We start from the raw sequence: 15496 nt of genomic DNA, 5'->3' as shown, positions 1-15496 counted from the left end.
CGAAAATTGGGCCGGAAGATGCTTCCCGCCCGCCCCCGATGCAACCCGGGACAGTCCCTGCTACAGGCTGGCGCAGTTCGAGGGAACCTGAACATGCGTCTTCGTCTGGGCATTCTTGGCGCCGGTCATTTCGGCCGCTTTCACGCGCTGAAGGCCTCGAAGGCGCCGCGCCTGGAATTCGTCGGCCTGCACGACGCCGACCCCGCCCGCGCCGCCGCCGTCGCCGCTGAGGCCGGCTGCCCGGCCCTTTCCGCTGATCAGGTGATAGAGGCCGCCCAGGCCGTGATCGTTGCCGCCCCCACCGCCTTCCACCACGGGCTGGCTCACGCCGCCCTCTCCGCCGGCCGCCACGTGCTGGTGGAGAAACCCATCGCCGCCACGCTGGAGCAGGCCGACGACCTCATCGCCCTGGCGAAGGCCAAGGGCGTGGTGCTCCAGGTCGGCCAGCTCGAGCGCTTCTCCGGCGGCATGCGCGCGCTGCGGGCCGAAGGCGCACTCGCCGCCCGCGTCGGCCGTCCTCTCTATATGGAGGCGATCCGCATCGCTCCCTTCCGCCCCCGCAGCCTCGACGTCTCGGTGGTGTTGGACCTGATGATCCATGACCTCGATCTCGCCCTGGCGCTGGCCGGCAGCCCGCTTGTGGGCGTGGACGCGGTCGGCACCCGCGTCCTCTCCCCCACCATCGACATCGCCAATGCCCGCCTCCGCTTCGGCAACGGCGCCGCCGCCACCATCACCGCCAGCCGCGTCTCGCTGCACATGGAGCGGCGCCTGCGCCTCTTCGGTGATGCCGGCTACCTCAACCTCGACCACCTGAAGCGGGAGATGGCCTGGGTGAGGAAGGGGGAGGGGGCGCCGCTGGAGCAGATCCCCGGCCACGGCCTCCTCACCGCCACCTGGGCCGAGAGCGACAGCCTGGAAGCCGAGCACGCCTCCTTCGCCGCCGCCTGCCTCGACGGCGCCCCGGTGGAGGCCGACGGCGCTGCCGGCCGCGCCGCTCTCGACGCAGCCCTGCGGGTGGAGGAGGCCGTCCGCGCCTCGCTCGAAGCGGCGGGCGTGTGACCCTCCGGCGCTACCTCGACCAGCGCCTCAAGCTCCACCACCTCCGGGCGGTGGAGGCCATCGCCGTGCAGCGCAGCCTGCTGCGCGCCTCCGCCACCCTCGGCATCAGCCAGCCCGCCCTCACGCGCACCCTGCAGGACCTGGAGGAGATCACCGGCCAGCGCCTTTTCGACCGCTTGCCGCGCGGCGTGCGCGCCACGGAGGCCGGCACCCTCCTCGCCACCTCTGCCCGCCGGATCCTGGCCGAGCTGCGCCGGCTGGACGAGGAGTTGGACCGCCTCTCTGAGCCCGGGGGCGGCACTGTGGCCATCGGAACCCTTCCCGTGGCCGCGACGGGCGTTCTTCCCGGCGCGCTCACCCGCCTGACCACCGAGCACCCGGGCATCCGCGTCCGGCTGGAGCAGGGGCGGACGGAGGAACTTCTCCCCAAGCTCGCGGCCGGCGAGATCGACCTCATCGTCGGCCGCCTCTACGAGCCCGCCGTGCCCGACGGCTTCCCGCGCGAGCCGCTCTGGGAGGAGCCGATCTCCGTCCTCGTGCGCGCCGGTCACCCCGTGCTCGACCTGCCCGAGATCACGCCGGAGGCGCTGCGCCGCTACGAGCTGATCCTTCCCACTGTCAGCCAGCGTGTCGGCCAGGAGATCGAGGGGCTCGTCGCGCTCCTCGACCTCGCCCCGGCCACCTCGCTCCGCTCCAGCTCCTACGGCTTCATCCGGGAGATGCTGCACGCGACCGACCTGATCGCCCTCATGCCCCGCCTGATGATGGCCGGCGACCTCCTGCGCGGCACGCTGCGCGTGGTGCCCCTGCCGGCCCCCGCCCCGCCGCGCCCCGCCGGCCTCATCCTGCCGCACGACCGGCCCATGCCGCCGGGCGGCCTCGCTTTCATCGCCTGCCTGCGCGCCCATATCGCCGAGATCGGTGAGCGTGGACTGGCCGCTATAACTCTCGCTGATACTTCGCCCCTGGAAAGCGATAGGACGGCGGCGCGCCTCGCGCGGTAGGTATATGTCCTGGCGTTCTATAGGATCAGGCCCGAGCAGAGGCCGAACCGGCAACGGAGGAACAGGGCATGGCGGCAACCGGCGCAAGCGGGCTTTCCGGCACGGGGCAAGCCTGATCCCATGGTTCCCACCACTCTCCGCGCCGCCATCGGCACCTATCCCCGCACCCGCGCCCTGAAGGAGGGCGCGGTCGCCTCCGACCTCCTCCGCCTCGACCTCGCCGATATCCCCGTCATCAGCCGCGCCTTCGCGCCGATGGTGCGGGAGGGGCGCTTCGACGTCTCGGAGATGGCAATCGCCACCTTCCTCCAGGCGCGCGCCGTCGGCCGCCCCCTCGTGCTGCTGCCCGTGGTGCTCGCGGCCCGCTTCCAGGAATCCGCCATGCTCTGCCTCGCCGGCAGCAGCATTCAGGGCCCCGCCGACCTCGCCGGCCGTCGCATCGGGGTCCGCGCCTATAGCCAGACCACCGGCATGTGGCTGCGCGGGATCATCGCCGAGCACGGCGGCCCGCCCCCCTCCGCTAGCCGCTGGATCACCTTCGAGGAAGCCCATGTCCAGGGCATCGCCGACCCGCCCTGGGCGGAGCGCGCGCCCAAGGGCGCCGACATGATGGCCATGCTCCGGGACGGTGCGCTCGACGCGGTGATCGTCGGCAACGACGTGCCGGACGACCCCAACCTCCGCACCGTCTTCCCCGACCCCAAGGCCGCCGCGGAGGCCTTCTGGGGACGCCACGGCTTCGTGCCCGCGAACCACCTCCTGACCGTCAGCCAGGACCTGGCCGAGATGCACCCGGAACTCGTGCAGGAACTCCTCCGCATGGTCCGCGCCTCAGCCGCCCCAGTGCGGCCGGGCGAGCGCGGCGCACCGCCCGCCACCCGCGCGGCCCTGAACCCCATCATCCAGCTCGCGCTCGACTACATGACGGCGCAGGACATGCTCCCTCGTCCGCTCACGCTGGACGATGTCTGGGCCGGCCTGCCCGCCGGCGTGGAATAAGGAAAGAGATCCATGACCAGCTTCGCGATCATCGGCTTCGGTGAGGTCGGCGGCATCTTCGCCCGCGACCTGCGCGCGGGCGGCGCCAGCGCCATCAACGCCTTCGACGTGGCGGACGCCGCGCGCGAGCGCGCCCGGGCCTTCGGCGCCACCGTCCACGCCAGCGCCGCCGAGGCGGCGGCGGGCGCAGACGTCGTTTTCGTCTGCGTCACCGCCGGCTCCGCCCTTGCGGCCGCCGAGTCCCTCGCGGGCGGTCTCTCGCGCGCGCCCTTCGTGGTGGACGTGAACTCCGTCTCCCCTTCCACGAAGCAGGCCAACGGCCGCGCGGTGGCCACGCATGGCGGCCGCTACGTCGAGGCCGCGGTGATGGCCAGCGTGCCACCCAAGGGCCTGCGCTCCCCCATCCTGCTGGGCGGGCCGGATGCGCAGGGCTTCATGGACCTCATGGCGCCTTACGGCATGGACCTGAAAATCTACTCGCCGGAGATCGGCCGCGCCTCCGCGGTGAAGATGTGCCGCAGCGTCATGGTGAAGGGGCTGGAGGCGCTGACCACCGAGTGCATGCTCGCCGCCCGCCACTACGGTGTGGAGGAGGACGTGCTCCGCTCCCTCTCCGACACCCTGCCGCACGAGAACTGGCGCAACCTTGCCCGCTACGTCATGAGCCGCGCCCTCATCCACGGCAAGCGCCGGGCGGAGGAGATGCGGGAAGTCGCCCGCACGGTGGAGGAGGCCGGCGTCGCGCCGCTGCTCAGCGCCCCCATCGCCGAGCGCCAGGACTGGGCGGCCGCGCGCGGGCGGGAGATGGGCCCGGAGCAACTCGCCACCACCGACCTCGACGCGCTCCTCGATGGCCTGACGGCCGCCATGCACCACAAGCAGGCGGCCGAGTAATCATTCGCTAAGAGAAGCGGCCGCAAGAGCACGGCCCCCGCAAGAAAGGAACGCACATGTCCATTTCCCGCCGCGACGCCCTGCGTCTGGGCGGCGCCGTGGCCCTGGCCGGCGCCATGCCTGGCGCCGCCCGCGCCCAATCGCTGCCCGACAAGCCCATCCGCCTGATCGTCCCCAATGCGGCGGGCGGCGTGGCCGACCTCACGGCCCGCACCGTGGGCGCGGCGCTGTCCGAGCGTATCAAGCAGCCCGTCGTCATCGAGAACCGCCCCGGCGCGGGCGGCATCGTCGCCGGCCAGACCCTGCTCACCGCCCCTGCCGATGGCGCGACGCTGATGGTGGCCACCAACGCCCACGCCATCAGCAAATCTCTCTTCCGCAACCTGCCCTTCGACCCGATCAAGGACTTCGCACCGGTCGGCCTGATGGGCACCTTTGCCATCGCCATCCTCGTGGCGCCGAACTCGCCCATCCGCACCGCGCAGGACCTGATTGCGGCCCTGAAGCGCGACCCGCGGAACACGAATATCGGCACCATCAGCGTCGGCAGCACGCAGAACCTGGCGGCCGAGCTGTTCAAGACCACCGCCGGGGTCGACGCGACCACCGTGCCCTTCTCCGGCACGCCCGCGCTGCTCACCAGCCTGCTGCGCGACGACGTGACGGCCGCCTTCGAGATCGTCGCCCCGCTCATGGGGCAGATTAAGGACGGCTCGCTCCGCGCCATCGCCGTCACCTCCTCGGCCCGCGCGGCCAACCTGCCGGATGTGCCCACCCTGCAGGAGGCCGGCCTCGCCGGCTTCGACGTCACCTCCTGGAACGCCGTCGTCGCGCCCGCCCGCACGCCCGCGCCCGTGGTCGAGCGCCTGAACAAGGAGTTGAACGCGGCCCTGGCCGATCCCGCCGTGCGCAGCAAGCTGCTCGAGGCCGGCGTCGAGGCGAAGGGCGACAGCCCTGCTCAGCTCGGCCAGCTTCTTTCCAGCGAGGCCGAGAAGTGGCGCGCGGTGATCGAGCGCGCCGGCATTGAGAAGCAGTGAGACGAGCATGAAGACCTGCCAGCCCCCCGATCCGAACACCAGGACGCCGAAGCTGAAGCTGCCGGAGGGCTCCTGCGACGCCCACTGCCACGTCTTCGGCCCGGCCGATAAGTTCCCCTACGCTCCCGATCGTTCCTACACGCCGCCCGACGCGCCGGTGGAGGACCTTCGCCGCGTGCACAAGGTTCTCGGCATCGACCGCGCGGTGATCGTGCAGGCGAGCTGCCACGGCACCGACAACACTGCGATGATTGACGCCATCGCCTCGAGCAACGGCGCCTATCGCGGCGTCGCCATCGTGGACGGCACCGTCACCGACCACGCGCTGGAGGAACTGAACGAGGGCGGCGTGCGCGGCGTGCGCTTCAACTTCGTCAAGCACCTCGGCGGCACGCCGGACCTGGACGTGTTCGATCGCGTGCTCGACCGCATCCAGCCGCTCGGCTGGCACGTCGTCCTCCACCTCGACGCCGGCGACATCGTAGAGCACGCGCCGCGCATCTCCCGCATCAAGGTACCCTTTGTGATCGACCACATGGGTCGCGTGCAGGCCAAGAACGGCCTCGACCAGGAGCCCTTCCGCCGCCTGCTCGATCTCATGCGCAACCCGCTCGCCTGGGTGAAGGTCTGCGGGCCGGAGCGCGTGACCTCCCAGGGCGCGCCCTTCCACGACGCCGTGCCCTTCGCCCAGAAGCTGATCGAAGTGGCGCCCGACCGCACGCTCTGGGGCACCGACTTCCCGCACCCGAACATTGCAGGCGACATGCCGAACGACGGCGACCTCGTGGACCTCCTCGGCCTCGCGGCACCCGACGAGACGCACCGCCGCAGGATCCTAATCGACAACCCGAACACCCTCTACTGGGCGAACTGAGGAGCACCGCGATGTCCGGAACCCAGAAGAGCGGCCTCGTCGTCACCGCCCATCCCGGCGACTTCGTCTGGCGCGCCGGCGGCGCCATCGCGCTGCACGCGAAGATGGGCTACCGCGTGAAGATCGTCTGCATGTCCTTCGGCGAGCGCGGCGAGAGCCAGGGCGCCTGGAAGCAGCCGGGCATGACTCTGGAGAAGTGCAAGGAGGGCCGCAAGGCCGAGGCGGAAGCGGCCGCCTCCATCCTCGGCGCCGAGATCGAGTTCTTCGACGCTGGCGACTACCCGCTGCGCATCACCGACGCGATGATGGACCGCCTGATCGACATCTACCGCGAGGTGAACCCCTCCTTCGTCCTCACCCACGCGGTGAACGACCCCTACAACGTGGATCACCCCTACGCCTCCAAGGTCGCGCAGGAGGCGCGCATCACCGCCCAGGCCGCTGGCCACAAGCCCGGCCCCGGCGGCGTCACCTACACCGCCCCGCAGGTCTTCCAGTTCGAGCCGCACCAGCCCGAACAGTGCGACTTCAAGCCCAACCGCATCCTCAACATTACCGAGGTGTGGGACCAGAAGTGGAAGGCCTTCGAGCAGCTGCCCGCCCAACGCCACCTCTGGGACTACTACGAGCGCGTGGCGCTGAACCGCGGCATGCAGGGCGGCCGCAACTCCGGCAAGGCCATGAAGTACGGCGAGGCCTATCAGACGATCTTCCCCGATGCCGTCGAGGTGCTGGCATGACCCCGGTCGTCGTCCGCCACAACCCGCGCGCCGATCTCGCGACGATCGACCGCTTCGCCCCGCTCGGCGTCTCCACCACGCACGAGGCGAGCGGCCGCGCGCCCAACCTGATGAAGACCTACATGCGCCCGGCCTGGCCGGGGGCATCGGCCGCTGGTTCCGCCGTCACGGTGCTCGCTCAGCCCGGCGACAACTGGATGATCCATGTGGCCGTCGAGCAGTGCGAGCCCGGCGACATCCTCGTCGTCGCCTGCACCACCGACAACACGGACGGCATGTTCGGCGACCTTCTCGCCACCTCGCTGAAGGCGCGCGGCGTGCGCGGCCTCGTCATCGATGCCGGCGTGCGCGACGTGGCCGTGCTGCGGGAGATGGGTTTCCCTGTCTGGTCCCGCGCGATCTCCGCGCGCGGGACAGTCAAGGCCACGCTCGGTGCGGTGAACATCCCCGTCGTCTGCGCGGGCGTCTCCGTGCGTCCGGGCGACGTGGTCGTGGCGGACGACGACGGCGTGGTCGTTGTTCCGGCTGCCGACATTGCTTCCACCCTTGCCGCCGCCGAGAAGCGTCAGGCGAACGAGGAAGCCAAGCGCTCGAAGCTTGCCTCCGGTGTGCTCGGCCTCGACCTCTACGACATGCGCCCGGCGCTGGAGAAGGCGGGGCTGCGCTATGTGGAGCGCTTCGAGGATATCTGAGGCGAGCGCGGCTGGGCCGTGAAAGCCTGAAACGAAAAGCGGGGGCCTGAGGGCCCCCGCAGCTTCGCCAATTCCTTAGGCGGCGCCTAGCGGCGCTGATCGGTCCCGGTCGGTAGGGAACCACCGCGCATCGGCTCGGTGCCGATGGAGACGCCGCTGCCATAGGCCGGCGTCGAGGGGCCCGTCGGGAGGGTAGCGCCGCGCATCGGCTCGGTCCCGATCCCCGGGGTCGCCGGCCCACCGGGCACCGCGCGCCCGACGGGGAGGGCAGCGCCACGCATCGGCTCGGTCGTCGGCGTCGGAGGCGGCGTCGTCTGCGCGCAGGCGGAAAGCAGGCCGATCGCGGCCGCGCCGAGCATCGCATGCAACTTCGTCATCTGATCCTAATCTCCCGATCCAGCGGCCGCGGAATCGCGACTGTTCCGGCCGAGCATTCCCCAGGGGTTACGGGCTGGATACTTACGGTTAGATCACGTTTCCGAGAGCGTTCGGCTTCTTTGGCGGCTCGCCAGCCAAATCCTCGAGGATGGGGCATTCCGGCCGTCCATCCCCGTGGCAGGTCGAAGCGAGGTGTCGCAGCGTCGCCGCCATGGCCGAGAGGTCGCGCGCCTTTCTCTCCAGCGCCTCCACATGCGCGAGCGCGAGCCGCTTCACCTCGGCGCTCGCCCGCGCCCGGTCGCCCCAGAGCGCGAGAAGCGCCGCGATCTCGTGCAGCGAGAAACCGAGCTCCCGCGCGCGGCGGATGAAGCGCAGCGCGTGCACCTCCGCCTCCCCGTAGTCGCGGTATCCCGAAGCACGGCGCGAGGCGGCGGGCAGCAGCCCCACCGCCTCGTAGTGCCGGATCATCTTCGCCGAGACGCCCGAGGCGCTCGCGGCCTCCCCGATTCTCACGGCGCGAACCTCCGCAGCCGCAGCGCATTGCCGACGACGAAGACGCTCGAAAGCCCCATCGCCGCCGCCGCCAGCTCGGGCGAGAGCAGCCCTGCCACCGCCACGGGGATCAGCACGACATTGTAGGCGAAGGCCCAGAAGAGATTCTGCCGGATGTTCCGCATCGTCGCCCGGCTGAGCCCGATCGCGGTCGCGACGCCCCGCGGGTCGCCCGACATTAGCACCACCTCAGCCGTCTCGATCGCCACATCCGTGCCCGTGCCGATCGCGATGCCCACATCGGCCGCCGCCAGCGCCGGGCCGTCGTTCACGCCGTCGCCCACGAAGGCAACTCGCCCCTCGCCACGCAGCCGCTGCACCGCCTCCACCTTGCCCTCCGGCCGCAGCTCCGCCTCCACGATATCGAGAGGCAGGGGACGCGCGACTGCCTCTGCCGTCCGGCGGCTATCGCCCGTCACCATCGCCAGCCGCAGCCCCATGCCCTTGAGCGAGAGGAGCGCGGGCGCCGCCGTGTCGCGCAGCCGGTCGGCCATCGCCAGCACCGCTGCAACCCTTCCGTCCACCGCGGCGAAAACCGGCGAGCGCCCCTGGGCCGCCAGCGCCGCCGCCGCCCCGGCGAAAGGCGAGACATCGAGACCGAGCGAGGTCATGAAGCGCGCCGCTCCCACCTCCACGCGCTTCCCCTCGACCACCGCGCGAAGGCCCATGCCCGGCACGGCCTCGAAGCCCTCGGCCCGCGGCAGGGACACCTCGCCCGCGGCCTCGCGCAGCGCCTCGGCCAGCGGGTGCTCGCTGCCGGCCTCGGCCGCCGCCACCAGCCGCAGCACCGCCTCCCGGTCGAAGCCAGGCGCGGGGATCAGGTCGGTCAGCACCGGCCGGCCCTCGGTCAGCGTGCCCGTTTTATCCAGCGCCACCACCGTCACGTCGCGCAGCGCCTGCAGGGCCGCGCCGCGCCGGAACAGCACGCCGAGCGCCGCCGCGCGGCCGGTGCCGACCATGACGGCCACCGGCGTCGCCAGCCCCATGGCGCAGGGGCAGGCGATGATGAGCACCGAAACCGCCGCCACCAGCGCCCCCGCCGTCCCGGCCCCCGCCACCATCCAGCCGACGAAAGTCAGGGCCGCGACGAGGATCACCGCCGGCACGAACCAGCGCGTCACGCGGTCAGCCATCGCCTGCACGGGCAGCTTGCCGCCCTGCGCCTCCTCCACCAGCCGCGTGATTCGGGCGAGCACGGTCGCGGATCCCACGGCGGTCGCCTGCAGGCGCAGCGCGCCGCGGCCGTTCACCGTGCCGCCGACCACCGCATCGCCCGGCCCGCGACGGACCGGCAGGGACTCGCCGGTCACCATCGACTCGTCGACGTGGCTCTCGCCCTCGAGCACCACCGCGTCGGTCGGCACCCGCTCGCCCGGGCGCAGGCGCATCACCTCCCCGACGCGCAGGCTCCTCGCCGGCACTTCCGCCTCGCGCCCCTCACGCTCCACCCGCGCCGTCGCCGGCCTGAGGTCCAGCAGCCGCCGGATGGCGGAGGAAGCCCGCCCGCGCGATCGCGCCTCGAGCCAGCGCCCGAGCAGCACCAGCGCCACGATCACCGCGGAGGCCTCAAAATAGACCCCGCGCTGCCCCTCGGGCAGCAGCCCCGGCGCCAGCGTGACCACCACGGAATAGCCCCAGGCCGCGAGCGTGCCGATCGCGACGAGGCTGTTCATGTCCGGCCCGCCCCGCAGGAGCGCCGGCCAGCCCGTGCGGTGGAAGCGCCAGCCCGGCCCGAACATCACCGCCGTGGCGAGCACGAGTTGCACGAGGCGCCAGGCCTGCCCCTCCACCGCGTGATGGAGGGCCGGCACGAGATGCCCGCCCATCTCGACGAGGAACAGCGGCGCGGCCAACACCATCGCAACCAGCGTGTCCCGCCTCAGCCCCGCTTCCTCCCCCGCGCCGGGCGGCCCGGCATGGGGATCGGCCTCGCTAGCCGCGGCGTGCCCATGGTGGTGCCCAGGGTCGTGCTCAGGGTCGTGCTCAGGCAGCGCCGTGTAGCCGGCCCGCGCGATCGCGGCCTCCAGCGTCTCGCGCTCCACCGCGCCCGGTGCGTGGCGGACGGTCGCGCGATGGGTGGCGAGGTTGACCGAGGCGCCCTCTACCCCCGGCACCGCCGCCAGCGCCCGCTCCACCCGCCCGGTGCAGGAGGCGCAGCTCATGCCCTCCACAGAGATCTCGGTGACTTCCCCGGGCGACTCATACCCGGCCCGCGCCACCGCCCGGCGCAGCGCCGCGAGGTCCAGCGCCTCGCCCTCCACCATCGCGCGATGGGTGGCGAGGTTCACCGCCGCCGCCGTCACGCCCGGCACGGCCGATAGCGCCCGCTCCACCCGCGACACGCAGGAGGCGCAGGTCATGCCCTCGACGGGAAGGCTCAGGCGCGTGGCTTCGGCAAGGCTCATCGGAGGATCCTCCATCGCTTTCGAGATGGGGGTTCCCATGATGGGAAGGTCAAGGGCGTCCTGACGCTGCCCGGTCGGAAGCAGGGTTACGGCACGCGCATTGACACCTGCTGCCTCGGCGGAGTTCGTCAGGCCGCCTGTCGTTCCTTCGGAAGCCGCGCGAGCAGCACGTCCACCAGGCCGATGCTTCGCTCGTCCTGCCGGAAGGCGATGGCGATGCAGGCGCCGTCCGCCCGCACCACCCGGCCGGGGATGCGTTCCTCCGCCCCCGCAGCAAGCTCGACCGACGTGCCGGGCAATGCTTCCCACGCGCAGGCGACGGCAGCGCCGCCCTGGCCAATATCCCTCAGCGCCACCCGCGTCTCGCCGCCAGGAAGGCCGAGGGCGAGGAGGCGAAGGGGCACGTCCCCGCCGGGCACCCGCTCGTAACGGCGGCGGTCCGTCCCCTCGCTCTCCGCCACCATCGCACGCAGGAAGCTGTCCACCTCGCCGCGCAAGTCGGTGGCCACCTGGGCGAGGTTGTCCGCGGCGGAAAGAACCGTGCTGCTGGTTCCCTGGGCCCCTTCGGCCACATCGGCCACCCCTCGCAAGGAGGAGGTGGCGGAAGCGGTCGCTTGAGCCACGGTCTGCACGTTCGCCGCGATCTCGCGCGTGGCCGCGCCCTGCTCCTCCACGGCGGCCGCGATGGCGGTCGCGATGGCTTCGACCTCCCCGATCGCCGCGCCCACGTCACGCACCGCGACCACCGCCTCCTCGGTCGCGGACTGGATGCCGCGCACCTGTTCACCGATCCGCCCCGTCGCCTCGGCGGTCTGGGCAGCCAACTGCTTCACCTCCGAGGCGACGACGGCGAAGCCCCGGCCGGCCTCGCCCGCCCGCGCCGCCTCGATGGTGGCGTTCAACGCCAGCAGGTTCGTCTGCCCGGCGATATCCGCGATGAGGTGCAGGACCTCGCCGATTTGCGCGGCCGCCTCGCTCAAGCCGCGTACGGCGGAGTCCGTCTCCCCCGCGCGTTGCACCGCCGCCTGCGCGGACTGCGTGCTGCGGGCCATCTGCCGCGCGATCTCCGACACGCTCGCGCTCAGCTCCTCCGTCGCGGTGGCGACGGCCGAGAGGTTGCGCGAGGATTCCTCCGCCTCCGCCGCGGTGCCGGCCGCGCCCTCGCGCGTGCGCAGCACCACCCCTGACATTTCCGAAGCCGCTCCGCGCATCTCGTCGGCCGAGCGCGCGAGGCTCGCCAGCACGCCGGAGACCGAGGCGCCGAAGTCTTGCGTCTGTCGCTCGATCGCCACCTGGCGGCGGTCGCGCACCGCGCGCTCGGCCCGCGCCTCATCCTCCAGGCGCCGCGTCCGCAGCCCGCCCTCGCGGAAGGTCTCGAGAGCGCGGGCAAGATGGCCAAACTCGTCCCGTCGGTCGGTATCGCCCACGGGTGTGCCGAGGTCACCGCCCGACATGGCCGTGGTGGCCGCCGCGATCCTGGCCAGCGGACGGGTGATGCTGCGCCCGACAAGGCTGATCATCAGCACGACCAGCAATGCCGAGACGCCGGCCACCAGCGCACCGTGCAGCACCACGCTTGCCTGTGCCGCGCGAAGGTCGTCCACATAGACCCCGGTGCCGATCACCCAGCCCCAGGGCGCGAAGCCCGCGACATAGGAGAGCTTCTCGACCGGCTTATCCGCGCCGGGGCGTGGCCAGAGGTAGCCGACCGTTCCCGCGCCGGCCGCGCGCACCTTCTCGGCAAAGGCAACGAAGAGCGGCAGGCCATTCGGATCCCGTACCTCCGAGACGTCCTGTCCCTCCAGGTCCGGGCGGAAGGGGTGCATGACGACCCGCGTGCGGACCTGGGTGTCGTTGATCCAGAGGTATTCCTGCCCCTCGTAGCGCATGGCGCGGATGGCGGCGGCGGCGGCGGCCTGGGCGGCAGCGCGGTCCAGACGCCCGGCGCGCTCCTCCGCCTCGAACCGGCCGGCGCTCGCGACAGCCGTGTCGACCACGGCGTGCAGCATGGCGATGCGGTTCTCCTCCAGCTCCGCCGTCCGGCTGGCCACCTCGTACGCGGCCAGGCCCATCAGGCCGAGCGCGGCGACGAGGGTGCAGAGATGCAGTCTGGTCCTGATGGACCCGTGGGTGGCGCGGCGTGTCATGGAGGGCAGTCGTCCCTGTTCCATTCCGAAAGCGCGGATTCTCCATGACAAAACTTGACGGAGGGTTGCTCCGCCACTCGCGCTCGCCCGGACGTGTTCCTGCCTTTAGCTGGGCTTCACCGCGCCGGGCTGACCCCGCCGCCCGCCCTTCCCAGCAGCGCCGCGATCTGGTCCGCCAGCGCGATGCCGGCGATGGGCTTGCGCATCAGGGTGAAGCCGGTGCCGAGGGCCAGGGAGGCGGCATCGCCCGCGTAGCCGGTCAGCAGGATGGCGGGCAGGCCCGGCTGGCGCCGCTGGGCCTCGCGGATGACGGCGACGCCGTCCAGGCCCGGCATGGCGAGATCGGTGACGAGGATGTCGAAGGGGCCAGCCGCGGTGAGCTGGGCGAGGGCGAGCCTGCCGTCCGGCGCCGCGGTCACGGCGTAGCCGGCGTCCTCCAGCTGCGTCACCAGCACGTTGCGCACGATCGGCTCGTCGTCGGCCAGGAGCACGCGGGGCTTCCCGGCGGAGCCGGCCCGCGCTGCGGCGTCAGGCGCGGGCGCATCGGCCCAGGGGCGCGGCTGGGTCTCGCCGCCCGTGGCCAGGGGCGCCGCGAGCGGACCTGCCGCTTCCTTCGCCCGAGCGGGGCGCGCCACCGGCAGCCAGAGCGAGATGCGCGTGCCCTGCCGGGGCGCGCTCTTGATGGCCAGCGCACCGGCCGAGCCCTTGGCGAAGCTGCGGGCCATGGCGAGGCCGAGCCCGGTGCCCTGGCCGAGCGGCTTGGTGGTGAAGAAGGGCTCCGAGGCACGGGCGAGCACCTCTGGCGCCATGCCCTCGCCCGTATCGGCGACGGTCAGGCGCACATAGTCCCCCGCGGGAAGGCAGGCGGGCAGGTCCTCCTCCGGCGCCACCGTGTCGGAAGGCCGGGCCGAGAGGGTGAGGGTGCCGCCACGGGGCATCGCATCGCGGGCATTGGTGGCGAGGTTGACGAGCACGGTCTCGAGCTGCCCGCGATCGGCGAAGACGGGTGGCAGGTTGGGCGCCACATCCACCCACACGCGGATGCGCGCGCCGAGCGTGGCCGCCAGCACCTCGTGCAGCCCCTCGAGCAGCGCGCCGACCTCCAGCGCATCGGCACGTAGCTCCTCACGGCGGGAGAAGGCGAGCAGGCGGCGGGTGACGGATTCGCCGCGCCGCGCCGCCTCCTCCACCATAGCGGCGAGGCGCCCCACTGCCTCGGGGTCGCCCGCGCGGCGGCGGACGAGGCAGATGCCGCCGAGCACGGCCTGGAGCACGTTGTTGAAGTCGTGCGCGATGCCGCCCGCGAGCTGCCCCACGGCCTGCACCTTCTGCGCCTGGAGCAGGGCGGCCTGGGTCTGCTGGCGCTCGGCCACCTCGGCCGAGAGGCGGTCGTTGGCCTCCACCAGTTCCCGCGTGCGGTCGGCGACCCGGCGCTCCAGCGCCTCCGCATGCTCGCGCAGCTCGTCCTCGCGCTGGCGCAGGGCCGCGGCCATGCCGTTCCAGGCGGCCGCAAGATGGCCGAACTCGGAGCCCGGGCCACAATCGGGGGCCCGGGCCGCGAGGTTGCCGCCCCGCCACTCCTCAGCCGTCGCGAGAAGGGCGCGCGCGGGGCGGGCAATGAAGCGGCGGGCGGCGAGAAGGGTAAGAATAAAGACGACGGCGCTGAGGCCGACCATCAGCAGCGCCCCGCGCAGCAACGCGCGCTCGAGGTCTGCCATCAACTCCTGCTCCGAGAAGCCGACGACGGCGGAGAGATTGTGGTTCGCAGGGATGGGCGGCGTGTAGCCGATGAGACGCAAGACCCCGTCGATGCTTCGAATCCGCAGGATTCCCGGCTCGGTCGCCTGCGTGAGGGTCAATGCCTCGGGCGGGAAGCTGCGGCCGACGAACTCGGCATGGCGGATGTCGCGGGCGAGGATGACTCCCTGCGCGTCGGCCACCGTGAGGACCCCACCGGCGAGGAAGGGTGAGCCGTCCCGCTTCAGGGCGCGGAGCTGGTCCGAGAGCCAGTTGAGGTCGAGCGCCGCAACGAGGGTGCGGGCCTCCTGCCCGGCGGAGGCGGGGAGGGGGAAGTGGAAGGGCAGCACACCGCCCGGGCGCAGGGGGGTGCGGGTGAAGCGCCCGGCGGTGAAGCGCTGCGGCGGCGCGGCACCCTGGCCCCATTCCGGGACCCAACCCGGGGCCCGCTCGCCGTAGAGGGTGGGGTCGGAGGCGCAGATGACGCCACCTGAGTGATCGGCCAGGGCGATAAAGGCGAAACCCGGCGCGTGCCGGCGCAGGCTCGCCAGACGCGGACCGCAATCCGGGCCCGCGCTCCGGACCTGGTCCAGCTCTGCGGCGGCGCCAAGGAGGATGCGCGCGCCGTTGGCAACGTTGTCCACGGTGCCAGCCAGCAGTTCCGCCTGGTGCCGGGCGAGGTTGCCGAGCTGCGCGCGGCGCTCGGCGAGTTGCTTCCAGCCGACCACCGCCTGAAGGGCCAAGGTGGGCAGGAGGCAGGCCGCGATAATTAGCAGGAGCCTTGCCTGGACGCTGAGCCCGGCAAAGCTCGCCCAGCGGAAAGCGCGGCGCCGGCGGGCCAGGACCGGGCCGGCGGAAGTCTCAGACCCCATCTCGGGGAGCGGGAGGATCTGGTGCGTCACGGCTCCGGCCTCTCCCTTTCCGGCATGCGTTGCCCACCTATCCGCGTGGGACAGTTCGGCGCGTCGTGACGCG

13 protein-coding genes are annotated in these 15496 nt (G+C 72.3%); 8 read left to right on the top strand and 5 right to left on the bottom strand.

All coding sequences use genetic code 11. From position 1 onward, the window contains the following. Positions 1-93: 93 nt before the first annotated feature. The 8 genes from D9599_RS12625 to D9599_RS12590 all read left to right on the top strand — a co-directional run bounded on the left by D9599_RS12625 (position 94) and on the right by D9599_RS12590 (position 7302). On the top strand, positions 94-1062 hold the full coding sequence (locus D9599_RS12625; protein ID WP_198381583.1) for a Gfo/Idh/MocA family protein: 969 nt from the start codon (positions 94-96) through the stop codon (positions 1060-1062). Further along, positions 1059-2066 (top strand): LysR family transcriptional regulator, encoded by a 1008-nt coding sequence (locus D9599_RS12620; protein ID WP_198381582.1) that lies wholly within the window; start codon positions 1059-1061, stop codon positions 2064-2066. Before D9599_RS12625 ends, D9599_RS12620 begins: the two co-directional genes overlap by 4 nt. Positions 2067-2186: 120 nt before the next feature. Beyond that, positions 2187-3065 carry an ABC transporter substrate-binding protein gene (locus D9599_RS12615; protein WP_198381581.1) on the top strand — a complete coding sequence of 293 codons (879 nt, stop codon included), beginning with the start codon at positions 2187-2189 and terminating at the stop codon, positions 3063-3065. A gap of 12 nt (positions 3066-3077) precedes the next feature. Next, a complete protein-coding gene (locus tag D9599_RS12610; RefSeq protein ID WP_198381580.1) occupies positions 3078-3959 on the top strand; it encodes an NAD(P)-dependent oxidoreductase in 882 nt (293 codons plus the stop codon). 56 nt (positions 3960-4015) lie between these two features. Next, a complete protein-coding gene (locus tag D9599_RS12605) occupies positions 4016-4996 on the top strand; it encodes a tripartite tricarboxylate transporter substrate binding protein (RefSeq protein WP_232480433.1) in 981 nt (326 codons plus the stop codon). 7 nt (positions 4997-5003) lie between these two features. Further along, positions 5004-5870: an amidohydrolase gene (locus tag D9599_RS12600; protein ID WP_198381579.1), complete on the top strand. Its 867-nt coding sequence runs from the start codon at positions 5004-5006 to the stop codon at positions 5868-5870. 11 nt (positions 5871-5881) lie between these two features. Beyond that, a complete protein-coding gene (locus D9599_RS12595) occupies positions 5882-6610 on the top strand; it encodes a PIG-L deacetylase family protein (RefSeq protein ID WP_043834829.1) in 729 nt (242 codons plus the stop codon). Next, entirely contained in the window at positions 6607-7302 is a 696-nt protein-coding gene (locus tag D9599_RS12590; protein ID WP_198381578.1) for a 4-carboxy-4-hydroxy-2-oxoadipate aldolase/oxaloacetate decarboxylase, read from the top strand. Before D9599_RS12595 ends, D9599_RS12590 begins: the two co-directional genes overlap by 4 nt. 86 nt (positions 7303-7388) lie before the next feature. Here the strand turns inward: D9599_RS12590 and D9599_RS12585 are convergent, their stop codons facing one another. From D9599_RS12585 to D9599_RS32275, 5 genes are all read right to left on the bottom strand, one after another. Beyond that, positions 7389-7679: a hypothetical protein gene (locus D9599_RS12585; protein ID WP_198381577.1), complete on the bottom strand. Its 291-nt coding sequence runs from the start codon at positions 7677-7679 to the stop codon at positions 7389-7391. Between the two features lie 88 nt (positions 7680-7767). Continuing rightward, positions 7768-8193 (bottom strand): Cu(I)-responsive transcriptional regulator, encoded by a 426-nt coding sequence (gene cueR, locus D9599_RS12580; protein WP_198381576.1) that lies wholly within the window; start codon positions 8191-8193, stop codon positions 7768-7770. Next, positions 8190-10637, bottom strand: a complete 2448-nt coding sequence (locus D9599_RS12575; protein ID WP_198381575.1) for a heavy metal translocating P-type ATPase — start codon at positions 10635-10637, stop codon at positions 8190-8192. The genes cueR and D9599_RS12575 overlap by 4 nt, the downstream gene beginning before the upstream one ends. 128 nt (positions 10638-10765) lie before the next feature. After that, positions 10766-12784, bottom strand: coding sequence for a cache domain-containing protein (locus tag D9599_RS12570; protein WP_198381574.1), 2019 nt, complete (start codon positions 12782-12784; stop codon positions 10766-10768). Positions 12785-12900: 116 nt separating this feature from the next. After that, entirely contained in the window at positions 12901-15423 is a 2523-nt protein-coding gene (locus D9599_RS32275; protein ID WP_198381573.1) for an ATP-binding protein, read from the bottom strand. Positions 15424-15496 lie beyond the last annotated feature (73 nt).

Source organism: Roseomonas sp. KE2513 (assembly GCF_016107305.1).
In the GTDB taxonomy this organism is placed as follows: Bacteria; Pseudomonadota; Alphaproteobacteria; order Acetobacterales; family Acetobacteraceae; genus Roseomonas.
This window is presented reverse-complemented; position numbering and strand designations above follow the sequence as displayed.

Excerpts from the sequence above, each read along its gene's own strand:
- D9599_RS12625 (WP_198381583.1), top strand. The coding sequence starts at position 94 with ATGCGTCTTCGTCTGGGCATTCTTGGCGCCGGTCATTTCGGCCGCTTT.
- D9599_RS12615 (WP_198381581.1), top strand. The coding sequence starts at position 2,187 with ATGGTTCCCACCACTCTCCGCGCCGCCATCGGCACCTATCCCCGCACC.
- D9599_RS12610 (WP_198381580.1), top strand. The coding sequence starts at position 3,078 with ATGACCAGCTTCGCGATCATCGGCTTCGGTGAGGTCGGCGGCATCTTC.
- D9599_RS12605 (WP_232480433.1), top strand. The coding sequence starts at position 4,016 with ATGTCCATTTCCCGCCGCGACGCCCTGCGTCTGGGCGGCGCCGTGGCC.
- D9599_RS12600 (WP_198381579.1), top strand. The coding sequence starts at position 5,004 with ATGAAGACCTGCCAGCCCCCCGATCCGAACACCAGGACGCCGAAGCTG.
- D9599_RS12595 (WP_043834829.1), top strand. The coding sequence starts at position 5,882 with ATGTCCGGAACCCAGAAGAGCGGCCTCGTCGTCACCGCCCATCCCGGC.
- D9599_RS12590 (WP_198381578.1), top strand. The coding sequence starts at position 6,607 with ATGACCCCGGTCGTCGTCCGCCACAACCCGCGCGCCGATCTCGCGACG.
- D9599_RS12585 (WP_198381577.1), bottom strand. The coding sequence starts at position 7,679 with ATGACGAAGTTGCATGCGATGCTCGGCGCGGCCGCGATCGGCCTGCTT.
- D9599_RS12575 (WP_198381575.1), bottom strand. The coding sequence starts at position 10,637 with ATGAGCCTTGCCGAAGCCACGCGCCTGAGCCTTCCCGTCGAGGGCATG.
- D9599_RS12570 (WP_198381574.1), bottom strand. The coding sequence starts at position 12,784 with ATGACACGCCGCGCCACCCACGGGTCCATCAGGACCAGACTGCATCTC.